The sequence below is a fragment of the Flavobacterium sp. GW823-FHT04A11 genome (assembly GCF_058796535.1).
Genome location: NZ_CM179503.1, coordinates 4,534,368 through 4,559,827 on the forward strand (window position 1 = coordinate 4,534,368; position 25,460 = coordinate 4,559,827).

18 protein-coding genes are annotated in these 25,460 nt (G+C 34.9%); 3 read left to right on the top strand and 15 right to left on the bottom strand.

Features of this window, described 5'->3' with window-relative positions; genetic code table 11:
- Nucleotides 1-5 precede the first annotated feature (5 nt).
- The 8 genes from AC3QL1_RS19375 to pyrR form a co-directional block, all read right to left on the bottom strand.
- On the bottom strand, nucleotides 6-491 hold the full coding sequence (locus AC3QL1_RS19375) for a SixA phosphatase family protein (protein WP_492493778.1): 486 nt from the start codon (nucleotides 489-491) through the stop codon (nucleotides 6-8).
- Between the two features lie 272 nt (nucleotides 492-763).
- Nucleotides 764-1,273 (bottom strand): CAP domain-containing protein, encoded by a 510-nt coding sequence (locus tag AC3QL1_RS19380; RefSeq protein ID WP_492493779.1) that lies wholly within the window; start codon nucleotides 1,271-1,273, stop codon nucleotides 764-766.
- Nucleotides 1,274-1,438: 165 nt separating this feature from the next.
- Nucleotides 1,439-2,083: a pyridoxamine 5'-phosphate oxidase gene (pdxH, locus tag AC3QL1_RS19385; protein WP_492493780.1), complete on the bottom strand. Its 645-nt coding sequence runs from the start codon at nucleotides 2,081-2,083 to the stop codon at nucleotides 1,439-1,441.
- Nucleotides 2,084-2,190: 107 nt separating this feature from the next.
- The gene (locus AC3QL1_RS19390) at nucleotides 2,191-3,096 is read right to left on the bottom strand and encodes a ribonuclease Z (RefSeq protein ID WP_492493781.1); all 906 of its coding nucleotides are present in this window, start codon (nucleotides 3,094-3,096) and stop codon (nucleotides 2,191-2,193) included.
- A gap of 117 nt (nucleotides 3,097-3,213) precedes the next feature.
- Complete coding sequence (locus AC3QL1_RS19395) at nucleotides 3,214-3,546, bottom strand: ribonuclease Z (protein WP_492493782.1); 333 nt, start codon at nucleotides 3,544-3,546, stop codon at nucleotides 3,214-3,216.
- 324 nt (nucleotides 3,547-3,870) lie between these two features.
- Complete coding sequence (locus AC3QL1_RS19400) at nucleotides 3,871-4,797, bottom strand: aspartate carbamoyltransferase catalytic subunit (protein ID WP_026984442.1); 927 nt, start codon at nucleotides 4,795-4,797, stop codon at nucleotides 3,871-3,873.
- A gap of 50 nt (nucleotides 4,798-4,847) precedes the next feature.
- Nucleotides 4,848-5,489 carry a DUF6891 domain-containing protein gene (locus AC3QL1_RS19405; protein WP_492493783.1) on the bottom strand — a complete coding sequence of 214 codons (642 nt, stop codon included), beginning with the start codon at nucleotides 5,487-5,489 and terminating at the stop codon, nucleotides 4,848-4,850.
- A gap of 90 nt (nucleotides 5,490-5,579) precedes the next feature.
- Nucleotides 5,580-6,119, bottom strand: coding sequence for a bifunctional pyr operon transcriptional regulator/uracil phosphoribosyltransferase PyrR (gene pyrR, locus AC3QL1_RS19410; protein WP_492493784.1), 540 nt, complete (start codon nucleotides 6,117-6,119; stop codon nucleotides 5,580-5,582).
- A 220-nt stretch (nucleotides 6,120-6,339) separates the two neighbouring features.
- Between pyrR and AC3QL1_RS19415 the strand changes: the two genes are divergently transcribed.
- The 3 genes from AC3QL1_RS19415 (at nucleotide 6,340) to AC3QL1_RS19425 (ending at nucleotide 8,030) form a co-directional block, all read left to right on the top strand.
- Nucleotides 6,340-6,747 (top strand): hypothetical protein, encoded by a 408-nt coding sequence (locus AC3QL1_RS19415; protein ID WP_492493785.1) that lies wholly within the window; start codon nucleotides 6,340-6,342, stop codon nucleotides 6,745-6,747.
- A 285-nt stretch (nucleotides 6,748-7,032) separates the two neighbouring features.
- Nucleotides 7,033-7,626, top strand: coding sequence for a dihydrofolate reductase family protein (locus AC3QL1_RS19420; protein ID WP_492493786.1), 594 nt, complete (start codon nucleotides 7,033-7,035; stop codon nucleotides 7,624-7,626).
- A gap of 233 nt (nucleotides 7,627-7,859) precedes the next feature.
- Entirely contained in the window at nucleotides 7,860-8,030 is a 171-nt protein-coding gene (locus AC3QL1_RS19425; protein WP_456314465.1) for a hypothetical protein, read from the top strand.
- A gap of 60 nt (nucleotides 8,031-8,090) precedes the next feature.
- Here AC3QL1_RS19425 and AC3QL1_RS19430 read toward each other — a convergent pair whose 3' ends face one another.
- The 7 genes from AC3QL1_RS19430 to AC3QL1_RS19460 form a co-directional block, all read right to left on the bottom strand.
- Entirely contained in the window at nucleotides 8,091-9,710 is a 1,620-nt protein-coding gene (locus AC3QL1_RS19430; protein WP_492493787.1) for an ABC-F family ATP-binding cassette domain-containing protein, read from the bottom strand.
- A gap of 271 nt (nucleotides 9,711-9,981) precedes the next feature.
- Nucleotides 9,982-10,752: a TlpA family protein disulfide reductase gene (locus AC3QL1_RS19435; protein ID WP_492493788.1), complete on the bottom strand. Its 771-nt coding sequence runs from the start codon at nucleotides 10,750-10,752 to the stop codon at nucleotides 9,982-9,984.
- Between the two features lie 468 nt (nucleotides 10,753-11,220).
- Nucleotides 11,221-15,969 (bottom strand): T9SS-translocated chitinase ChiA, encoded by a 4,749-nt coding sequence (gene chiA / locus AC3QL1_RS19440; RefSeq protein WP_492493789.1) that lies wholly within the window; start codon nucleotides 15,967-15,969, stop codon nucleotides 11,221-11,223.
- Between the two features lie 504 nt (nucleotides 15,970-16,473).
- On the bottom strand, nucleotides 16,474-18,540 hold the full coding sequence (locus AC3QL1_RS19445; RefSeq protein ID WP_492493790.1) for a beta-N-acetylhexosaminidase: 2,067 nt from the start codon (nucleotides 18,538-18,540) through the stop codon (nucleotides 16,474-16,476).
- Between the two features lie 154 nt (nucleotides 18,541-18,694).
- Entirely contained in the window at nucleotides 18,695-20,632 is a 1,938-nt protein-coding gene (nagB, locus tag AC3QL1_RS19450) for a glucosamine-6-phosphate deaminase (RefSeq protein ID WP_492493791.1), read from the bottom strand.
- Between the two features lie 113 nt (nucleotides 20,633-20,745).
- Complete coding sequence (locus AC3QL1_RS19455) at nucleotides 20,746-22,329, bottom strand: RagB/SusD family nutrient uptake outer membrane protein (protein ID WP_492493792.1); 1,584 nt, start codon at nucleotides 22,327-22,329, stop codon at nucleotides 20,746-20,748.
- An 11-nt stretch (nucleotides 22,330-22,340) separates the two neighbouring features.
- A complete protein-coding gene (locus tag AC3QL1_RS19460; RefSeq protein WP_492493793.1) occupies nucleotides 22,341-25,364 on the bottom strand; it encodes a SusC/RagA family TonB-linked outer membrane protein in 3,024 nt (1,007 codons plus the stop codon).
- Nucleotides 25,365-25,460 lie beyond the last annotated feature (96 nt).

Here is a 25,460-nt window from a genome sequence, read left to right on the forward strand (position 1 = left end):
TTTATTTATTTTAAATCTTTGGGGAAAATGGTTTTTTGGGTTTTGCCTTTTTGAATTGCTTCCCAGGCTTCGGTATCAAATTTAAGCGATACAAATCCTGAAGTAGGTACATTTTCAATAAAAACATCACCAAATTTATTAACAAAATTTGTAATAGCCTCGTTATGTCCAAAAAGAATAACGCTTTCGAAACTATTATCACATGATTTGATAACTTTTTCGAGTTGTTTATCGTCAAAAGTATAAAGATCGTCTTTATAAACGATGCTTTCTATGGGATAAGAAATGTTTTGAGCAAAGATAAGTGCTGTCTCAGAGGCACGTGCTGCTGTGCTGCTCCAGATTATATAGGTTTTAGGAAGATATTTTGAAATATTGGTCGACACTTCATGGGCATCTAAAATTCCTCTTTTCATTAAAGGCCTGTCAAAATCCTTTAAAGGTGCTTCCCAACTTGATTTGGCATGTCGTATTAAAATTAAATTTTTCATAAGTAAAAGGATTTCGAAACATCAAAAATGAAGTTACTTTTTATTGAAGTTCTAATTTACAAAAGAAATTGTAATACCGCCCTATTTTTTAGTTCTGTTAACATTTATTAGGAATTTTATATATGTAAATCTTTAAATCCTGATTTTTCCGTAAAGTCTGGTATTTTATTAAATTCAAAAGCTGCCCGGCATAGGCAGCTTTTTCTAAAAAAAAATCGTTGTAACCCTAAAAGAGTTACAACGACTAACTAAAAAACCAGTCCAATGAATTTTTATATTTTTGCGAAAATATTGGTAAAATATTTATCGCCCGAAGCGTCACTTGTTACGGCTATACCAAAATGAGTATAATCTCCTTCGATATTTTCTTTATGCCCGGGACTATTTAGCCATCCCTGTACAACATCTGCGGCTGTTTTGTACCTAAAGGCAACATTTTCACCCACTTTTTTTGCACCAAGCAATCTCATTATATTTTCAGAACGCGAACTGAAATTATCATGGTTCATTTCGTTTTTCTGAATCATATACTTATTATGCTCCAGGCATTTATAAGAAATATGATTTTGTATTTTTAACGCATTTAAGCCAATGCTCAAACGATGTTCATTTATCAATCTCAAGGTCTCTGACTCTATATCGCTATAGTTATACGTCGTCACCACAGTTTCTGGCGTAACAACAGTTTCAATTTCATTTTGTCTGTCGTCTTTGTCAGCAGAACATGAGTTCATTGCAATAGATACTGCAATGAACGTCATGATGCATATCATCTTTTTCATAATCAATGGTAGTTAATTTTAAAGTAAATGTTGGGGCAAATGCTTTATATTTTAGATGATATATTTTTCTAATTCTGATTCAAACTTATTCAATTTGTCGGTAAACTACAAAAATAATCGATGAAATACATCATTTAAAACAAATGCACTATATTTTTCCTACAACTAAGAAGAAAGGCGTTCTATCTTCCAGGAGAAATCAGACTGACTCTGATAACGAATTCTGTCATGCAATCTGTTAGGTCTTCCCTGCCAGAATTCAACCTCCAGAGGTGTTACTAAAAACCCTCCCCAATTGTCCGGTCTTGGAATTGATTTTCCTTCAAATTCGGCTTCTAATTTTTTTAGATTTTCTTCTAAAAATGTTCTGGATGGGATCACTTCACTTTGGTTCGAAACAATTGCGCCCAATTTACTTCCGTCCGGACGGGAATCAAAATAACCATCAGAGATATTTTCAGAAGTTCGCTGGGCAATTCCCTTAATAATTACCTGACGTTCCATTTCCTGCCAAAAAAAAGAAAGACAAACATGCGGATTTGCAGCAATTGCTTTTCCTTTTTCTGAGTCATAATTGGTGTAAAAAATAAATCCTTCTTCAGAGAATTTCTTCAATAAAACGACTCTTGATTTCGGAAATCCATCCAAACCAATTGTAGAAACCGTCATGGCATTTACTTCTCCGCTTGCGCCAAAATCTTCCACTTCATGAAACCATCGGTTAAAAAGATTAATTGGGTCTTCGGGAATATTGGTTTCTAATAATTCGCTTTTTTCGTAAGACTTTCTATAATTGCTTAAATCATTCATGCCATTATATTTTAGATTGTTGATTTTAGATTTTAGATTTCTCTAAAACCTTATTTGTTTTACTTAGAAACTTAGCAACTCAGAACCTTAGAATCTTAGTATTTAGACTAAAATTCAAAACTTCTTCCGTCATCGCCTAAAAGGACGTTTGGAAAAATAGTTTCAGCTTCTTCTTTAAAACGCAAAATTCCGTCGTATCGTGTAGAATAATGTCCTAAAATAAGTTGTTTTGCATTTGCTTTGAGTGCAATTGTTGCGGCTTCTTTTGCTGTTGAGTGTAGTGTTTTTTCTGCCAAAGGCGCTTCTGATTCTAAAAAAGTAGATTCGTGGTATAAAACATCTACATTTTCTATAATCGGAATTATTGCTTCACTATAAACCGTATCCGAACAAAAAGCATAACTCATTGCCGGAATTGGGTCAAAAGATAATTTCTCGTTTTCGATTACTGTTCCGTCATCAAGCGTAATATCTCCGCCGCCTTTAATCTTTTGATAATAAGCAGTGTGAATATTATATTCCTGAACGGCTTCGACATTCAGTTTTCTGTCTCCCGGTTTTTCCTGAAATAAAAATCCGTTGGTATAAACACGGTGTTTTAGCGGAATCGTTTTTACAATTACCCGGTTATCTTCAAAAATAACTTCGCTTTTATCAGATTCCAGTTCGTGAAAAAACAAATTATAAGTTGTCCAGGAATTAGACAGACGCAATTGCAAAGTGATTATTTCCTTCACTCCTTTTGGTCCGTAAATATGTAAATCTGCGGTTCGTCCTAAAAGTGCAAAAGTCGAGATTGTCCCAATTAATCCAAAAAAGTGATCTCCATGCAAATGCGAAATAAAAATGTGATTAATTTTTGAGAATTTAATCTTGTTTTTACGCAATTGTACCTGAGTTCCTTCGCCACAATCAATCAAAAACAATCTGTTTTTAATCTCTAAAACCTGCGAAGTCGGGTTGGTAATTGTTCTGGGAGTTGCGGCGTAACAGCCTAATATAGTGAGCTTCAATTTTATGTTTATTCGTTTATTTGGTTAACTGTTTAATCGTAAAAAAATTGTGATTTGTTCAATCGTAAAATTGATTAAACATCGAAACGATTAACCGGTTAAACAATTAAACCAATTTTAAAACCCTAAGTCTCTCTCAATTTCTTCCATTTCGATAATATCGTGTGCTTCTAAAAGTGAAGGAACCACGGCCAATTTATCAGAAATAGCATTAAAATCAAGATCAGAAACTACAATAACAAAAGATTTTTTTGCTTTTTTGTGTTGCTTCGAAAGTGGTAAAAAAAGCTTCAAATCACTTTCAGATAATTTATCATCAGCTGATAAATCAATTATAATATTTTGTTTTTCAAAGGTTTTAAACTGCTGCGTTACTTTTTCAAGGAAAGCTTTAAAATCTCCTTGAGTATCTTTAATGGTAACGGTATGTCCTTTTTGATCTACTTTCATTTTATAACTTGGGGATATATTTTGAGTACTAAGTTACGAAGTTTTATTTTTAGTTTCAGGTCGAAATGAGAATTTACCGCAAAGATCGCTAAGATTTTTAAACAATATTATGCTGAGAAAACACAAAGTTCGCAAAGCTGCATCGATAGAATTGTTGTGGAAATCGGTTTCAAGTTTCAAGTTCAGGTTTACCGAGCTAAACGTTCTACGTTTGTCAGGCTGAGCGTAGTCGAAGCCTCGTTCCAATTGGCGCGCCCTTCGACTCCGCTCAGGGTGACAATCATTTTTAAAACTGAAAACTGCGACTTAAAACTGAATACTAAATTATTGAATCTTCGATGCCAAAAGATAAATCACCGCCATTCTGATTGCTACTCCGTTTTCAACCTGATTCAAAATAACGGAATGATTAGAATCTGCTACTTCAGAAGTAATCTCTACTCCTCTGTTGATTGGTCCCGGGTGCATGATGATGATTTCTTTTCCAAGAGAATCTAATAATGGTTTATCAACTCCGTATTGTTGTGCGTATTCGCGTGTTGAAGGAAAAAAGTTCACATCCATACGCTCGTTTTGCACACGCAGCATATTGGCAACATCGCACCATTCTAATGCTTTGCGTAAATTCGGCTCGACCGTAACTCCAAGCGATTCAATATATCTTGGAATCAGGGTTTTTGGTCCGCAAACTTTTACTTCTGCGCCTTGCATCTGCAAAGCATATATATTGGATAAGGCAACTCTGGAATGCAGAATATCGCCTACAATAACTACTTTTTTTCCGGCAACATCGCCTAGTTTTTCCCTGATGGAATAACTGTCTAATAAAGCCTGAGTTGGATGTTCGTGCGCACCGTCTCCGGCGTTTACGATACTGGCTTTGACATTTTTAGATAAAAAATAAGCCGCTCCGGGATTGGAGTGGCGCATTACAACCATGTCAACTTTCATGGATAGGATATTGTTTACAGTATCAATTAGGGTTTCTCCTTTTTTAACCGAAGACTGAGCGGCAGAAAAACTAATAACATCTGCAGATAATCGTTTTTGGGCTAATTCGAAAGAAAGTTTTGTTCTGGTACTGTTTTCGAAAAAAATATTGGCAATCGTGATATCTCGTAATGAAGGAACTTTTTTAATTGGTCTGTTAATGACTTCTTTAAAATGATCTGCCGTTTCAAAAATCAGGTTAATATCATTCTCGTTGATGTATTTGATTCCTAATAAATGATTTACGCTTAATTCTTTCATTTTTGTTTCTTTAATATTTATTTGTCAATGCTCCTTAAAGAGAAGCTGTTTTATTGAATCATTCTGTCTACAACCTCGCTGTAATCCTGCAGATCTCTGTCGTCTTCATTAAAAATCTTCTGCCATCTAAAACCCGGAATTTCAATTCTTGTTCTTGAAGAGCCATCCCATTTTATTTTGAAATCGTTGTTTATTAAAACTTCGGCAACTCTTTTTCCTACTTCTATTGTAGTGGCATCATCCGAATTGTCTACTTTCTGAAAAGCGATAAACAAATTTGAATCTTTAACAGAGAGCGCTCTTTCTAAATCTTGTCCGTGATAAAAACAATAACCATCAGACTCCACTTCGTTTTCCTGCAATTCTCTTTCAACCTCAACTACTTCATATTCAGCATCACTTGTGGTGTAACCTGCATTGTGAAGTGCGATTATATTATCGTCACACAATTCATCAAACGCTTTTATAAGCTTTTCAGTATCTGTTGGATTTTTCCATTGTTTACTTTCTGCAAGTAACTTTTGGTATTCTTCTTTTATTTTATCGAAAGCCCACTCTTCTGAAATTTCATCTTCAAATTCGTTGTCTTCAATTTCTTCTCTGATGTTTTCCTGAATCTCATCAAGAGAAAGAAATCCCATCCTAACCTGATTAAAAATTGATTCATAAATAAACGCTTCGTTCTCTGTCATTTTTTATTGTTTAATCGTTTATTTGTTGATTTGTTTAAGCGTTTAATCGTTTCTTCCGATTAAACAATTAACCGGTTAACCGATTAAACTTTAATTTGTTACTAAGTGAACTACGTCTTCACCATCATTTTCTTTCCAGCTCACTTTTACTTTTTCGCCATTAATTGCATCTACCTGACGGCCTCTATAATCGGGCTGAATAGGTAAATTACGGCTAAAACGTCTGTCGATTAACACTAACAATTCGATTTCTGAAGGTCGCCCAAAAGACTGAATTGCGGTTAAGGCAGAACGAATGCTTCGTCCGGTAAACAATACGTCATCTATAAAAATGACTTTCTTGTTTTCGACTATAAAATTTATTTGTGTTTTATTGGCTTCCAGTGGTTTATCAGTTCTGCGAAAGTCATCTCTAAAAAAAGTGATGTCCAGATATCCCAAAGAAATTTCAGGTGTCTGGTATTCGTTTTCTAATATTTGTTTTAAACGTTCAGCTAAATAAACGCCTCTTGGCTGAATTCCAATTAAGATTGTATCGGAGAAATCAAGGTGTTTTTCGATTAACTGACAAGCCAAACGATGGAGTATGATAGTAACTTCTTTTGAATTAAGTAATACTTTTTGGCTCATAATTAAGTGTGATGTTTGGTTGGGCAAATATACGAAATCAGAATTTATTTGTTGGGGTGTTGGGAAGGGAAATATTTATTTTTGGATTTTAGTTTCATTTTACTTAGAAATATCTTTTTTTTTAAATTGCTGCATTTTGTTTAGAGAATAAAATTACTTTTAAAACTTTATTTACTCAAATTACTTTTAGACGAGTTCAAAATCAATTTAATCAGAAGTTATGGATAATATTCAAGATTTATTGCAACCAAAAGTCAAAGAATTCGATATAAATTTTCCTAACAAATCAGCTCCTGAAATATTCAATATAAATTATGATTTATGGACTTTAAAAATAACTTTATCATTTAATGATCACCCTAGTCCAGTATATCTTATTTTTAAAAATGTAGTTGGATTCCGGGTCATAGATGAAGGAAATCTTTTAGAATTTTGGGATGAAAGAGTAAGAGTGCCAGGGTGGATTTGGAAAATCGAAAGTGGAGGATGGTTTGAACTTGAAAAATTACGAAATGGTTTTTTATCTCAACATCATTCTATTAGTCATAATGAATACTTAATTATAGGCATAAATGATTGCGTTAGTGTTATTTCTGAATCTGAACCAGTAATAATTGATATCGAATAAAAAAACCTTATGCAATAAAATGATCCCGATCTCTCGCATATGCGCAACGTTAGCGCGAAAATTCTTTCTGTACCCGTAAGGTTAACAATGTTGTAGCTGTGGTGAAGCTTTGAAATCAAATATGTTGCAAATTAAACATAGAATATATATCGATATTTTCTTTTTTGATGCTTATTAACTGGATTAAAATCCAGCTCTACAATATGGATCGAGCCGATGGCTCTTCTTTATCTATCGAAAATTTCTCATATTTTATTATATTTGATTAAACCAAAAACCAACATCATGAGAAAAATAATCGTCTTAACCATGATTACAATCGATGGCGTTATGCAAGCCCCGGGCGCGCCTGAAGAAGATACTTCGGGTGGTTTTAAATATGGAGGCTGGGTTGCTCCTTTGAGTGACGAAATTTACGGAAAGGTTATGCAGGAACAAATGAAACCTGCCGATATTCTTTTGGGCAGAAAAACATTTGAAATTTTTGAATCCTACTGGCCGGAACACGCTAATGGATGGCCTGGAATCAACGAGGTTACAAAATATGTTTTGTCTTCTTCCAGAAATAACTCTGATTGGGAAAACTCTGTATTTCTTTCCAATATAGAAGATATCAAAAAACTTAAAAATTCAGAAGGTGGTGATCTTAAAGTTTGGGGAAGCGCATCGCTTGTTCAGCTTTTACTTCAACATGATTTGGTCGATGAGCTTTGGCTTAAAATTCATCCAATCGTTTTGGGCAAAGGAAAAAAATTGTTTGGTGATAATGCGATTCCGGCAACATTTGAGGTAACAGAAAATACAGTTACATCAAAAGGAGTAATTATTGTTAATTATAAAAGAGTTGGTAAAGTTAAGACTGGAACTATTGGGGAATAAATATCTGGGCTTGACTATAATATAATATTGATTTATTGCTATTAGTGATAGTATCAAATGATACTATCAAATGATTCTGTCATAACTAAAGAACTTGCTATAAATGCACAATCCCAAAATCATAGAACTTTTCAACCAAATTATATAAAACATTTTTTTGCTGATTAAAGTAATTTTATACTACGATAATTAGAATACTAAATTCTTTTTAAAACAATTAAAAAAGCAAAATCATGCAAAAGAACATTACACGTTTGTTAATGGTATTCGTAATACTGTTTTCATTTACAAGCTGCGAACTAGTTGGAGATATTTTTCAAGCCGGAATGGGAGTCGGAATATTTATCGTGATTTTTGTAATCGCCATAATTATCTGGATCTTTACCAGGTTTTTCAAAAGATAATAAACATAAAAAATCCCGTTTGCTTGGCAAACGGGATTTCTTTTTTATAGAATAATCTAATTATAGATTGTACATTTTCTTTCTTAATTCCTGAATCTTTTCATCATCAAGATATTCGTCAAACGTCATATAACGGTCAATTGCTCCGTTTGGTGTTAACTCAACTACTCTGTTACCAACTGTTTGTGCAAACTCGTGGTCATGTGTAGTGAAAATTACAGAACCTTTAAAGTTTTTCAATGAGTTGTTGAATGCTGTAATCGACTCCAAATCTAAGTGATTCGTTGGTTCGTCAAGCATTAAGATATTGGCGCGTTCCATCATCATTCTTGATAACATACAACGTACTTTTTCTCCTCCTGATAATACACGGCTTGTTTTTAAAGCTTCTTCTCCGGAGAAAATCATTTTCCCTAAGAATCCTCTAATGAAAACCTCATCACGCTCTTCTTCTGTTTTTGCGTATTGACGTAACCAGTCTACCAATGTTAAATCATTTTCAAAGAAAGAATGATTTTCTGCCGGTAAATAGGCTTGATTTGTTGTAATTCCCCAATCAAATGTTCCGGCGTCTGCGGTTTGATTGTTATTTAAAATTTCGTAGAAAGCGGTTGTAGCACGTGAATCTTTTGAGAAAAGCACGATTTTATCGCCTTTTGCCATATTCAAATCTACATCTTTAAACAAAAGATCTCCTTCTACAGAAGCGGCTAATCCTTCTACATTTAAAATCTGATCTCCGGCTTCACGATCCTGATCAAAAATAATGGCAGGATAACGACGGCTTGAAGGTTTGATTTCAGAAATATTCAGTTTAGAAATCATTTTTTTACGAGAAGTCGCTTGTTTAGACTTTGCAACGTTCGCACTAAAACGACGAATAAATTCTTCCAATTCCTGTTTCTTTTCTTCTGCTTTTTTGTTTTGCTGCGCACGTTGTTTGGCCGCTAATTGGCTAGACTCGTACCAGAAAGTATAATTTCCTGAATAGTGATTGATTTTTCCAAAATCGATATCTGAAATATGTGTACAAACAGCATCTAAAAAGTGACGGTCGTGAGATACAACGATTACCGTGTTTTCATAATTGGCAAGGAAGTTTTCTAACCAGGCGATGGTTTCAAAATCCAGGTCGTTGGTAGGCTCATCCATAATAAGCAAATCAGGATTTCCGAAAAGTGCCTGTGCCAAAAGCACACGAACTTTAATTTTACCCTCCAGATCGCCCATTAAAGTATAATGGTGTTCTTCATTGATTCCTAAGTTCGAAAGCATTGCAGCGGCGTCAGAATCTGCATTCCAGCCGTTCATTTCTTCAAACTGAACCTGAAGTTCTCCAATTCTGTCTGCGTTTTTATCGTTGTAGTCTAAATAAAGTTCATCCATTTCTTTTTTAACAGCATAAAGAACTTTATTTCCCATCAATACAGTTTCCAAAACCGTATGTTCGTCGAACATGTTGTGATTTTGGTTTAAAACCGACATACGTTTTCCCGGTTCTAAATGAATGTGGCCAGAAGTTGGATCGATATCGCCCGAAATGATTTTTAGAAAAGTAGATTTTCCAGCACCATTGGCTCCAATAACTCCATAAATATTTCCGTGTGTGAATGTGGTATTTACTTCGTCAAACAAAATTCGTTTGCCAAATTGAACTGATAAATTATTGACTGTTAACATGAATGTCTTTTTAATTAATTTGGTGCAAAAGTAGTGAAAAAGGTTCAGAGTTGCAAAGGTGCAAAGTGGCTAAGTTTTTTATGCGGACGAGATTTTTCTCGCAATCCCGATAGTTATCGGGAGCAGAGGCGCAAAGAAGAGTTTTTTCTCATTTTATGTCATTTCGAGGAACGAGAAATCTCCACGAGAAACTCTACAAAGTTTGGAATTTAGTTGCGGAGCTACTTGTGGAGATTTCTCCTCCGTCGAAATGACAAACAGTACTAATCCACTACAGTTTACTTTCTTTCGCCAGCGCTACTTCTAAACTTTCAAAATTTGGCAAAACCTTTGAAATTAAACCCTCTTTATTTAAAATGAAATGCGTTGGAAAAGCATTTAAATCGAGTTTTTCATTCATATAAATTTTCATATCCGGAATTACGGAATAGGACAATGGTTTTCTCGCTAAAAAGGCTTTTAATTGTTCCGGCGAATCTTCGGCAAGACTTATGAACAGAATGTCTTTTCGGTCTTTGTATTCTTCTGTTAATTTATTTACCTGTGGAAATTCTCTTATACAAGGTGTGCAGTGAATGTACCAGCATTTTATGACGATGATTTTTCCTTTCATGGTTTCGTTTGAAACGACGTTTCCGTTTAAGTCTTTAAAAGAGAATTCAGGAAATGGGGTGCCTTCCATTTTGTAGTTTTTGTAGGCGTCAAAACCTATTTGATTGATGGTGGCTTTTATGCTGGTATCTGATTTTGGCTGAATTTTGAACAGCTTGTAATAATATATTGAATCGTCTGATTTTAATCTTATTGGAATGAAATTTCCGTTTGCTAACTGATCCAGAAATGATTCTTTTGTGATTTCTTTTGAAAGATTATCAAGTGCGACAAAATCTCTGGAAAGCATAATGTTTTTGTTTTGGTACGCGGACCAATCTATAAAGTTTTTTTGAATTTGGATCGGGTCAATTTCAGGGCTTCCGAATTTTATTTGGGCGAAAGTTGATGTGAATATTAGGGATAATATGATGGTGATTGCTTTTTGCATTTTTGATGAGGAATTGAAATTCAAAAGTAGTTATTTTTTTTTATTGTTGAGATGTGGATGGAACGCGGATGACACTGATTCGCTTTGCGAAAACGCGGATTTATGCGGATTTTTTTTATGCTCATTTTTGTCATTCTGAGGAACGAAGAATCTCCGCAAGGAGCTCGACAAAGATTGCAGAGTTTCTATATAGAGTTTCTTGCGTTTCCTTCGACTTCGATCAGGATGACATGCTTTGTCGAAATACTTAGTGCGGTTGCTTCGTTCCTCGCAATGACTGTGTGACATAAAAAAACCCGGCAATAAATTGCCGGGTTCATAATGCTCTCCTTCAGGTGAAAACCAAATAACAAATCACCTGAATTCAATGCATTTATTCGAAATAAAAACCAGATTAAAAAATAAATAACCAAACTCAATTTTAACCGTCCCAATTTTTTTATTTCTAAATTTTACATTCATTTTATCTTAGTTTAAAAAGTTGATTACTTTGAATGATTTTTTGTTTCCTGCTTTGTCTGTAACTACAACTATAAACAATTGTTTAGTAGAGAAACTTTGGTTTTGAAGCAGTATTTCTTTATTATTCTGAACGTTTTGATAGTTTACCAATGTTTGTCCAATTGTATTAAATACGTCTATGTGTGCAATGTCTTCGGTTTCATTTGTTACCGATAAGGCATTGTTTTTAAAGTAAACAATTGTGTTGCTTTTTACTTCAATTTTATCAAGTGCTAATGTTTTTGCAGCTGATTGTGAAGCAAAATAAGTGGCATAGGCTTTAGATAATTCAGATGAATTACCACAAGAAGAGGCATCCCAGTTTACAGACCAGGTCATTAAACCTCTTAAAGCAGGATATGGTCCGCCTGGCTGCATAGTGTATGTTCTTCCCGTAAAAGTGGTTCCGGTTCTTAGATAATGCATCGCACTAATTCCTTCTGCCGGTGTTAAATAACCGCTGCCTGCTGCACTTGGACAAGCTGGTAATGCAATAAGAACTTTTGAAGGTGGTAAACCGTCAAAATGCATTCCTGTTGTCGCAATATTATACCCTTTTATGATCATATCAGTCAGGGCTGTTACCATGTTTGCTTTTTTAGCAGAACCATAATATTGACCATCTAATCCGTTTTCTCCTCCTGTGTTATACAATTGTACGGCTAACAAATCTAAGTCATTACGCAAGTTTTGAATGATTGGAAGGAAAGATCCAAAAGTATCTGTATAAGTAGAATATCCTCCTTGTACGTATTGTGTTTCCGGAGCTGCAGTTAATAAAAATCCAGGACCATAATATGCTTTTAATTCTTTAAAAGCATCTACTACGTTTTTCAATCTTGGATAAGCAGAAATACCCGCATAAGAAATATCTCTTAAACCTCCTGCATTAAAATTCATCGATCCGCCTTCAAAATCAATATCAACTCCGTCGAATTGATACTCATCAATAATGGCTTTCAGACCATTTACAAAAATATTTTTTTGAGTTACATTATCTAAAACAACATGCCCGTTTTGACCTCCAATAGAAACAATAACAGGAACGCCGCTATCTCTTAAGGATTTAATATCGTTTTTCAACAATTGTTTATTGAAAACTCCATTGGTCAAATATCTGTTGTCGTTTGTAGTTAATATTGGTGTATAACCATCACGATTCACTGTTTCTACGAAAGAATAATCAACTACGTTAAATTTACTTCCTACCATTTGAGAAAAATATAAGAATGGAGCACCAGCATTTTCCCATGAATGTGCATATCCTAAAATAATTTTAGATGGAAGCGGAATGAATCTGTTTGTGCTCACCGGAGCAATTTTAATGGTATTGTTTAATGTAGTTACACCAGATTGGTTATCGGTTGCTTTGATTACAACTGGATAATCCTGATAAGCAGATGGTGTAAAATTATACGTATAAGTATTGTTTGTACCTGCTGTCATATTGAATGTACCTCCATTTATGGTAATTGTAACACCTGAAACGGATCCGTTACTATCAACAGCTGTAACTGAAATTGGCACAACCTGGAAAGAACTTTGGGTTACTGTAGTATTCGATGGTGAATTCCAAGTAATTACAGGTAATGAATTTGGGCAGTTTGCACCTGAACAAGTTAATGTAAAACTATATGTTTTTGATTCTGTTGTTCCGTTTGATGCAGTAGCTGTAACGGTTAATGTATGAGGAAGCGAAAACTGATTTGCTGCCGGTGTCCAAACTGATGTGTAAGTTCCAGAAGAATTTGTAGCGCTCAAAGTTTGTCCGTCTAAACTAAATACAACAGATGAGATTGTAGTAGCATCAGCAGCACTTAATCCAACAGTTGCAACAAAATTAATTGATGATCCTAAATTTATAGCAATCGCAGAAGCTGTTGGCGCTGTAATGGTAACCACCGGCTTAGTTGCAACCACCGCTTGTCTGTTAAAATTATAAGTCGTGGCAGTTGTTGGAACTGCAAAGTTGGCTAAGTTATTTGGGTAATAAGTCACTTCACCATTTTCCCATGAATTTAATTTCAAACTTAAAATTTGTGTATAACCTGCTACAACTGAATTATCAAAAGTATAATTTCCTGATGCATCTGTTGTTGCTAAAACACTTTTCCAGTTATGGGTGTTATCTGTCCAAGGTAAAACGATTTCTACTTTTGCACCAGCAACCGGAGTTGTTCCATTTTTAACGGTTCCGCTAATTAAATTTGCGGCAACTAATGCTGCTTTTGCTGTAGCACTTGTGTTGAAATTATAAACTGTTGGGTTTGCAGGAACTGCAAAGTTGGCCAGATTATTTGGAAAATAAGCTGTTTCCCCGTTTTCCCAAGAATTTAATTTAAGACTTGTAACAGTTGTATATCCTGCTACAACTGAATTGTCAAAACTGTATTTTCCTTGTGCATCTGTTATCGCAATAACGCTTTTCCAGTTGTGTGTGTTGTCTGTCCAAGGTAAAACAATTTCTACTTTTGCACCAGAAACCGGAGTTGATCCGTTTTTAACTGTTCCGCTAATTTTATTTGTTGGCGTTACAACAACATCTTGTGTAAAGTTTAATGTTTTGTTCGCTGTCAGATTCGTATAAACCGTTGAAGCCGGCGTATAGGTTTGTCCTGCCAAAGCTGCTGTTACAGTATAATTTCCGCCTGACGGTAAATTAGCAATTGTATAAGCTCCGCTTGAGTTTGTAGTTGCAGTAAAAGTTCCCGCTGTTGAAGTTGCCGTAACTGTAACGCCAGAAACCGGAGTTGTGTTGTTTAAAACAGTTCCGCTTACGGTATAATAAACAACTGGTGCGCCCTGAGCAAAATTCAATGTTTTGTTTGCATCGATTGCAGTATAAACAGTTGAAGTTGGCGTGTATGAAAATCCAGTTTTTGCAGCTGTAACGGTAAAGTTAAGTCCGGCTGTTAAACCTGTAACGCTATACACTCCGCTTGCATTTGAAACTGCAGTTAAAACTGTAGATCCAGAAGTTGCTGTAACAGTAACACCAGAAACTCCTGTTGTTCCGTTAAGAACTGTTCCGCTTACGGTGTATAAAGGCTGAGTTCCGTTAATTACAACTGCTGTTTGATTTGTTGTTACGTTGGTTAACGTTACCGGTGTAAAAGTATAGGTCGCTTTTGAAGCTGTAAGTATATAATTTTGTCCTGAAGCAAGGTTGCTGAAAGTGAAATTACCACCTGTAGAAACTACGGTTTGTAATATTACATTGCTTACATTGCGCAAATCAACTGTAACATTCGAAACTAAAGCTGATCCGTTTTTTACTGAACCTGAAATGCTTACTGTTCCCGGAACTATGCTTCCAAATGAAGTATCTACCTGAGTTAATAATGCGTTTGGAATCGAACCTCTTGTATCCTGAGATAATTCCCAAACCATTCCTCCGGCAAGATTTCTTGATTTAATATACTGTACTTTTAAATCCATTGATTGTTTATCCTCATAAGAAATAAACTGTTTTAAAGTAGCATTGTATAAATAAGGAACTTTTGTTGTGTTGTCAAAATAACGTACCCATCCCGCAGCTGCTGCAGTTGAAGTAACCTGCATAGTGCTTGGATCTAAATAAGCATGTGAGTTTGTAACCGGATTTCCAACTAAGTCGCAAATCTCGATACTTCCTGATTTTTCGCAAGCTGCCGGTCCGTCCCACGTTCCTGTTGGATTTTGCGGATTTGTACATCCTGAAACGATGTCTCTTGGTGCAGAAACGAATAATCCTGGTAAATTCGGATTGGTTCCGTTATTGGCAACATGATCGAATTTTTTTCCGTAGAAAGGCAATCCCATGATTAATTTATTCGCAGGAAAACCAACAACATTCAAATATTGATTTGTTAATTCGTCCAAAGATTCTGATTGTGTTGCGCCATAAAGCGGATCGTTTGTGTTTCCACTGGCGTATAATGGAGCGTTATAGCATGTTTTATCATACCAGTTTCCACCAAAATCATATCCAAAATAAGTAATGTAATCACAATAAGTCGAAATATCTTCTGTCATTCCGTATTGTGCTCTGTTTGATGGTCCTAAATATTGCTGAGCCACTTTACGAACATTATTTCCGGCAGCGATCGAGATTAATTTATTTGGCATTGCCTGACGCATTGCTTTCAATAAATAAACTAAGTTTTTGTTGTCGTCCGGGCTGTATTTTTGCGGAGGAATTGGAGCTCCGTTAATTACTTCAGTACCGTCTGTTCCGCCAGAAAGAGGATATTCCCAGTCGATGTCGAATCCATCAATAAAAGGATACGTTACAATGAAGTTTGCCATATCTGCAGCCAAAGCGGCTCTTGCAACAGGACTTGCTGCAATTGGAGAAAGATCCTGACCTTTTGTCCATCCTCCAACAGAGATTAAAATTTTAAGATGTGGATACTTTTCTTTTAATTTTTTCAAATCATAAAAGTTCCCTTTTACAGGAGCATCCCACGGAATTCCGCCTTCCATATGCTCAAAATCGGCATAAGTGTCCAAACATAACAACTTTGTATTTTCCGGATGAGCCGGATCATAAGTTGTTCCATAAAAAGAATAATTCAAATGCGTAATTTTACTTCCATCTATTTTAGGAACGTTGAAGTCCCTAGCATAAATAGACCATTGCGCATAATACCCTACTACTTTTTTACCGTGAGCTGGTTGGGCCAGGGCGAGTAAGGGAAACAATAACAATAAAAGCAATCTGTAATAATGTTTCATAATTAATAAATATTGGTTAATAGAAAATAAATATTCCAATTACAATACTTCACACGCCAATAAAGCATGCAAAATAGAACAACCGGGATTCAATAAACTGCAAATCGAAAACATTGCAATCTCTTGGAAATTAATTCGTATTACATTCAATAAATAAATATTACTATTACTGATTCTACCATAATCATTAGCAAATAGTATTGATTGATATTTATGTATAATTCTTTTAAAAATTAGTATTACATACAAATGATAAATTTGGGATAACTCATCAATCTAAATACTTGTGTTGTCATGTTTTTTATTCTTCTTATTTGGTTTTTTAAGGTTAATACTCTTTTAATGGTTATTTTTTAATGATTTTTTTGGTTAATTTTTTTAAAGTTTGAAAAATTTTTTTTGTCCTGAAGTTTACTATTATAATTACCTCTGCTGAAATTCAGCAGAGATAATTACAAATAATCATGGTAACATAAACTTACTAAACACTAATTCAAACCAAACTTATATTAGTTTCTTTAAGCTTGCATAAACTGCGAGCTCCACATCTGCATGATCTTTTGTGTTACATTGTTCGATTAAACTTTTTAAATCTTCTGCTTTTAAAGTTGATTTATTATCTAAAACAAGCAGTAATTCCTGTGATGCATCAGTTAATTTTTTTGATAAAGGTAAAATGGGCTGTACTAACGGCGCATTGGAACTCAACTCAACTAAACCTTTATTTACGGCAATCCATTTGTTTAAAAATCCTGCTACTTTGGCTTTGTTTTCAGGAGTTTTGTTTGCCTTATATTGTGTTACTGCGTCATCAAAAGCCAAAGCATCTTTGGCATCCGGCGTGCAGGCATCTGCAAAAAGGGTAAACGGCGAATACATTTGATATTCTGTTCCTCCTTTGTTTCTGGTGTATCCTTTTAACGGTTCGCAGACATTCGAAAATTCGTTAAGCGATTTTATGTTTTGGTTATTGGCAATGTTTCTAAAAATAACCGCTTTGTTTCGAATGTGCGTTAATCCTAATTCTTCGAGTCTGAAAGAAACTGTTTCAAGGCGTTTGCGCATATTGGCTACATCTTTAACATCTTCTGCCGACCAAAGTCTTTCTGCAATTGCTGCTGTTCTTGGCCACACTCTTGAATCTATCGTTTCCGGCGTTGCAAGTTCTGTCCACATCGTTGCTTCACCACCTAAAATTCTTGCTTTTTCTTCTGTATTTAAATCACCTGTTTTTGGCATCGGATCATTTAAATAATGGCTTTCTATCGGATACATCAAATCAATATAATATCCGTTTGACAATACTGTTTTATATCCTTTTTTTACTGCATCTACTAATGACTGACCGGCAACAACGCCTTCATTTGGACCTCTCCAGGAATGAATAATGGCTTCTTTTGACATGTTTTTTGTCAAAATTTCTTCCCAGCCCATTAATTGTTTGCCGTGTTTTTTAAGCATCGGAACTAATTGCATCGTAAAATAGGTTTGTAATTCGTGGTTTGTTGCTAAATTATTTTTCTTTTTAAATGCCTGGATTTTCGGGTTTGCATCCCAATCTTTCCCCTCATTTTCATCTCCCCCGATATGAAAATAAGCTCCGGGAAATAAAGGGCAAACTTCATCAAAAAGCTCACTTAATAATTGATATGTTTTAGGATTTGAAGGATCTAATGTTGGCGAAAAAATACCCGCATTTCTTTCAACTCCATAGGTCGCAATTGCGGTTCCCTGAATATTTTTTTCTGAAGTTCCGCCAGTCAGCGTAATCACTTTGCTTCCAATCTCCGGATATGCCGTAAGAATTGCAGATCCGTGACCCGGAACATCTATTTCAGGAACGATCAAAATACCGCGCTCATCAGCATATTTAACGATATTTTTAATTTCCTCTTGTGTGTAATACATTCCATCCGAAGCTAGTTCGATTAATTTTGGATGTTTTTTCATTTCAATTCTCCAACCCTGATCATCTACTAAATGCCAGTGAAAAACATTCATTTTCATAGCAGCCAGTCCGTCAATATTTCTTTTGATAACATCAACAGGCTGAAAATGTCTTGCAGCATCGATCATTAAACCTCTCCAGGTAAATCGTGGAAAATCTGAAATTTGTGAGTTTGGAAAATAAAATGATGTATTATTATTCTGCAGCAGCTGCAATAATGTTTCAAGGCCATGTAAAGCACCTAAATCGCTGGTCGCATTAATTGTAATCTGGTTTTGTTTGATGTCTAAATGATAGCTTTCATCTTCATATAAACCAATTTTTCCGCCTTTGGTACAGTTTATCTGAAGTTGAGCTGAGGGAAACTCATTTAGTTTTGTAATAAAACCCTGTTCGAAAAAAATACCTGTTCTACCATCCAAACGACGCAAAAAACGAGTAACTCCTCCAAAAATTCTTGAATTTGGATTTCCTGTAATGTTTACTTTAAAGTTTTTCGTTAAAGCAAAATTACCTTCGTTTAAAACAACATTTTGAGGCCACGGCATAAGATTTAGCTGCTCTTTCTGAATTTGAGCACTAGAAGTTATACCTGCAAGTAGTAGGACTAATAAATATTTCATTTTTTTTGTTTGAAAGATGTTACCGGAATAACATTAGTAAATAGATAAAAAACAAATTCAGACGACTTTCAAGAAACCCTCACAAATCGCTATGAAAGTCAATCTGAATTTTGTAGTTTGATTCGCTCTCACCCGAATCCTTTTTAAAACAACGCTAATAGTCAAAACGTTTAAACGCTTCAATAGCTTCGTACTCAGCCAAACCTAATTCATCATATAAGATGGCTGTATTTTTATTACGATCTTCTGCCCTAACCCAAAATTCTCTGGAGTCGTTTCCTTGGAACATAACTCTGTCTTTTTGAGACTGGTGGTATAAAATCGCGTGACGTTTCAATAATACTTCTGATGGAGAAAGCGGAACGGCCATATCAATTTCGTGAATGTCCCATTCGTGCCACGCTCCTCTGTAAAGCCATAACCAGCAATCATCCATGTATTTTTCCGGTTTCAATTGCTTCATCGCAGCAAAAATTGCATTCAGACAAACTTCATGCGTTCCGTGCGGATCTGCCAAATCTCCGGCAGCAAAAACCTGATGTGGTTTAATTTTAGCAATAATATCTTTTACAATAGCAATATCCTCAGGGCCTAAAGGGTTTTTCTTTACTTGTCCTGTTTCATAAAATGGAAGATCCAGGAAATGCGTATTTTCATCTTTTAATCCGATGTATCTTGTTGCGGCATAAGATTCTCTTCTTCTGATAAGTCCTTTTAATTTGCGAACTTCTAAAGAATCGATTTGGTTTTCTGATTTGTTATTCAAAAATTCAATTACCGATTTGAAGTTGATTCCGCTTGCAGCATCGCCAACAAAATCTTTGGCAACCTCAGCAAATTTCAATGCTTCGTCATCTGTAACCGCTATATTTCCGGAGGTTTGATATACTACGTGTACATCGTGACCTTGTTTTATCAATTTTGAAAAAGTTCCTCCCATAGAAATCACATCATCATCTGGATGCGGACTAAAAAGAATCACTCGTTTTTTTGCAGGATTTGCTCTCTCCGGACGGTGTGAATCGTCTGTGTTTGGTTTTCCACCAGGCCATCCTGTAATGGTATGCTGCAATACGTTAAACATATTGATATTCAAATCATAAGCAGAACCTTCTTGTGCCAAAAGATCAGACATTCCGTTGTTGTTGTAATCACGGTCTGTTAATTTTAATATCGATTGTTTTGTTTTTTGGCATAACCAAACAATCGCTTTGCTTTTTAATTCTTGTGTCCAAATGCATTCTCCAACTAACCAAGGCGTTTTAAAACGCGTTAATTCTGAAGCTGCAGACTGATCCAATACGAAAGTCGCATTTGGATGATTTTGTAAAAATGTCGCCGGAACTTCTGAAGTGATATCGCCCTGAATAGTTCTTTTGATGATATCGGCCTTGTTTTGTCCCCAAGCCATTAATACGATTCTTTTTGATCTCATGATCGTAGAAACTCCCATGGTAATCGCTCTTTTCGGAACGTTGTCTATACCATTAAAATCTGATGAAGCGTCTACTCTTGTAATATGATCCAGTGTAATAATTCTGGTTCCTGAGTTAATGTGCGATCCCGGTTCGTTGAAACCTACGTGACCTGTACGCCCAATTCCTAATAATTGAAAATCAAGTCCGCCTGCGTTTTTAATATTCATTTCATAGTCAATGCAATATTGATTTAGTTCATCAATATGTACAGTACCATCCGGAATATTAACGTTTTCAGGATTAATATCAATATGATTAAAAAGATGCTGATGCATGAAATAATGGTAGCTCTGATTGTTCTCTTTTGTCATTGGATAATATTCATCCAGGTTAAAAGTGATTACATTGCTAAAACTCAGTCCTTCTTCTCTGTGCATTCTCACTAATTCTTCGTAGACTTTTATAGGAGAAGAACCTGTTGCCAAACCTAATACACAAGATTTATTTTTTTCTTGTTTGGTTCTGATTAATTGTGCAATTTCCTGGGCAACAATTATCGAAGCTTCGGCAGAACTTTTGAAAATTTCATTGTGAATTTTTTCGAATCTGGTCTCTTCAAATTTCCCCGCACTTTTATAGCTGATATCAGGTTTTATTTCTAAAGCACTTTTCATTTTTTCCTTTTTATAGTAATTACCATTTTGGTTTTGAAATGGTATAAGCAATTTTCACCGCTTATACCATTTACTAACCAAACTTAATATTCTTTCTTTTTTTTTATTTTTTTTTAGAAGTTAGGACCAGTAGTATCCCACCAAAGTCTTGTTCCTCCTGTATCAGGACCATTCAGTTTAGCAACACCTGTTGCAACACCACCTGAATTAGCAGATTTTTCAGATTGAACGAAATTGATTCTTCTTACACCAAATTCTGTCGTGATTGTGTTTCCACTATAATTTTTAAGTACAGGGAAAAGTTTAGGATATCCTGTTCTTCTGTAATCAGACCATGCTTCTTGTCCTTCAGGGAAACCTGCAATCCATTTTTGAGTAATAATTTTTTGTAATTTCACTTCATTAGTTGCAGCTTCATCCCAAGCCACAGTAACATTGTTCACCGCTGGAGAATTGTTTACCGGGAAATTAGGATCTACATAAGCTTTTGCAGTTTTTATATTGTCAGCCATATATGCTGCTGCGCCAGATGCTCCTCTTTGGTCAAATGAAGCTTGAATTCCTGCTTTATATAATGACTCAGCGTCACCTCCCATATCCCATCCTCTTAATGCACCTTCAGCTCTTAAAAAATAAGCTTCAGCGGTAGTCATTAAAACAATTTCTTTAGATTTAACAACCGATCCAATTCCTGAAAAGTCCTGGTGATCTGATTTTGCAGCAATATCTATACCTGTACGAACTCCTTTAAATTGACCAGGAAATTGAGTTGAAGGGTCAAAATAAATTGCCAGTCTTGGATCTTCATATCCTCCCATAATTGATTCCATATCGGCAGACATTCTAATATCTAACCATGAATCACTAATTGTTGCAATTGGATTTGTATAAACAGGTGATACAATTTTAAATAAATCAGCATTTGTCATAAACACTCCAAATTTTTGAGCAACAGCTTTTTCAGCTTCTGTTTTTGCCAATGCCGGTTTTACTTTTACAATACGCATTGCTAATCTTAAGCGCAAAGTGTTTGCAAATTTTACCCAAGCTTTGTAATCTCCTTTATATGCAGACAAGTCAGTTGTTACAAATGTTGAAGCCTCACCTGCATCTACTCTTTTTGTTAATTCAGCTACAGCAATATCCAATTCACTAAACATTTGATTGTATACTTCTTCTTGTGAATCATATCCAATTGTAGCATCTGATGTACCAAATTGAGAATAAATTATTGGTCCAAAAGTATCTGTCATTCTATGCATTCCTTCAACTTTCAATATTAAAGACAAAGCATAAAACTGATCATATTTGCCTTTAGATTTATTTGCAATATCGTAGGCATTAAACATTACGTTTGGATATGCGTAATCCCAGATAAATCCATTCCATCCATCAACTAATGAATAAGTTGTATTGTTGATTCCTCCGGCAAAACCTGTTGGAGTCGCCATATAACCAGACCAGATATCACAATTTAAACCTTGTTGTAATTGATAAACCCATTCCGGAGTTAGAACTTGTATATTATTAAACATTGGAGAAAAATCTCCTTTGATGTGGTTAAAATCCTGTTCACGCAGTTCTGGTGTAATACCATATGGATTGGTATTTATTTCGTCAAAATTACTTGTACAACCTACTGCAGCAAGCAATGACATACAAATAGCCGCTTTCGTTATTTTATTATTTAGTTTCATTTTTTTTAAATTTAGAAAGTTACATTTAAATTAAGACCAATACTTCTCGTAGATGGTAAGCCATAAATGTCTACACCCTGTAACCCTTGACCAGTACTTAATGCAATATTTGGATCAAAAGGAGCGTCTTTGTAAATAAAGAATAAGTTTCTGGCAATTAATGAAATACTCGCTGATTGAATAAAAGGTAATGTTTTAGGATTAAAATTGTATCCTACAGAAACCTCTCTTACACTTACATTTGTTGCATCATAAACGTATTCTCCAGTAACTCCCGCTCTTCCACCAACTTGTGTATAATAGAACTGAGCATCCATTGTATTAACCGGAGTACCGTCACTTGCTCTTACAGCATTGATTGCAACACCACCTGCATTTCTGGCATCGCCAGTTGCTTTAGAAACTCCAAAAGAATCATTTTGAGCTTCTGTTAAACTCATTACATCACCGCCAAAACGACCGTCAATTAATACATTAGCAAAGAAAGAACCAAATTTGAATGAGTTTGACCAACCTAACATGAAATCAGGATTAGAGTTTCCAACTTCTTCAAAGTCTGTTTTTTGAACTGTATTATCATCGTTTAGCAAAATTCTGCCCTGAGCATCTCTTTTAAAGTTAATTCCTTCAATTACACCGTAAGGTCTTCCCTCTATTAATGCATATCTGTAGCTGTTAACACCAGCTTCAGTTAAATTAACTCTTCCTCCTAATTCGTTAGGAATTTCTTTTACTTTATTTTTATTTTGTGAAAAGTTGATTGTAGTATCCCAAGAAAATTTATCTCCTCTTACAATTCCTCCAGTTAATACAACCTCAATACCTTTGTTTTCAATACTACCAGCATTAAATCCATAGTATTTAACCCCTTCTTTATTTCCAACTGGTGCCAAAATCTGTAAGTATTGATTTTTTGTTTCAGAATTATAATAAGAGATCTCAAAACCTAATCTATTATTAAACATTCTCCACTCTGTACCAAACTCAAATTCTGATTTTAATTCAGGTTTTAATGTAGTTCCTGTTTTTGGTCCGGCATTTGGCTGTGTATTTTGACCGTTAGTAGGAGTATAAAGGTAAGTAGGATCAGTAATAAAAGGATAGATATCATTACCAACTTTTGCAAACGTACCACGTACTTTTCCATAATTAATCCATTCTGGTAATGTTGTCATTTCACTAATTAGTGCAGTTACACCCACAGATGGATAAAAATAAGGATCAGGCACTGTAGATGACCAGTCGTTTCTTCCGGCAAGATCTAAGAATAGCATATCTTTGTAACCAAATGTTGTAGTTGCAAATACAGATTGAACTTCTCTTCTTGAATCTATTGTTTGATAATTACCTGAATTATTTACAAAGTTGGCTAATGTAAACCAGTTAGCATAAACTAATCCTGAACTAATACCAGAATCTAAAATTGTTTTATCGTTTGTTGATGTATTTGTAATACTTGTTCCAACATTTGCACTGAAATTGAAATCAGAACTAATTTTTGTATTGATTGTAGCTATTAAATCTGCGTAACGCTGTGAACTTAATGCATTTTCATTAATATATCTACCGTTAATATTAGAAAGAGTACCTTGAGTTGTAGCGTATATTTTTTTATCAAATGAACTTGTTATTCTATTATAGCTATATCTTGATGCAATTGTTAACCAGTTACTTGCTTTGTAAGATAGAGATAACGATCCGTTGAAGAAATCATTTTGATCTTCAGATTTATTTCTGTTGATTGCCCAATATGGATTTTGCATAATATCTCTATTAGTCATCCAGTTTTGCGCCATTAAGTTTCTGTTTGGATCAAATAACTCGTAGTTATTTTTGTATTCATTAAAATCATTTCCTCTTGGCATCAAATAAACACCGGTAAGCGGGTTAAAGTAAAAACCATTAACAGGTTTATTTATAATTGTTTGAGAAGTATAATTTGCATTAGCTCCAAAAGTTAATTTATTATCAAAGAATTTAGCTGTTTGTCTAATTCCGAAGTTGTTTTTCTTTAAACTATTTCCTGGAATTATACCTGTTGCATTTGTATTAGCATAAGAAAATGCAGTTGAAGAAGTTTCAGTACCAAGAGAATACCCTACTGATGTAATTTGAGTAGTTCCTGTACTAAAAAAGTCTTTCACGTGATCTGGTGATTTTTGTTTCGCTCCCCAAGATTCGTCAGCTCCCGGAGCAGCGATATAATCTGTTTGGAATTTAGGCATATAAGCCGCTTCTTCAAAAGTAGTTACAGATGAAGCTGTAATATTAGCTTTTCCTGTTTTAGCTTTTTTAGATGAAAGCAAAATTACACCATTAGCTCCCTGAGAACCGTATAATACAGAAGCCGCAGCACCTTTAAGAACTGTCATTCCTTCGTAATCATCAGGATTAATTAAAGAAACTACATCTCCACCATCACGGTTACCTCCAGATAAACTACCAAATGAATCATTAGGCTGACCAGAACCTGAGTTTAACATTGGGATACCATCTATAACGTATAAAGGCTGGCTATTAACAACTGATGAATTTCCACGAATAACTACTTTAGTAGATCCACCTGTACCACCAGAACTTTTAGTTACGGCTACACCGGCAATTTTACCTGCAATTGTATTGATAACGTTAGCATCTTTTACACGAGTTAGTTCTTCGCCTTTAAGCTCCTGAGCTGCGTATGTCAAAGATTTTCTCGTTTTCTTCAAACCTAAAGAAGTTACCACAACCTCATTAAGAGCATTTGATGATGCTTGTCCCATTTTAACATTAATAGTAGCAGCGTCTCCTACAACTATGTTTTGTGTTTCAAGACCTACATAAGTAAAAACCAAAGTCTGTCCTTTTTGTGCTTCAATTGTATACAAACCATCAAAATCGGTTGTAGAACCTTTTTGACCTCCTTGTACTGCAACCGATGCCCCTGGTAAAGGCATTCCATCAGAATCTGTAATCACACCTTTGATACTTTTTACCTGAGCAAGCGAAACTTGCGCCGTAAAAGCAATCATAAAGATTAAGAAAATTTTTTTCATGTTAATTTATTTTGTTAGTTATGGTGTAAATTTATTCTTAACGTATTGTTAAAAAAAATAAATTATACAAACAGCTTTGTTTTTTAAACCAACGAC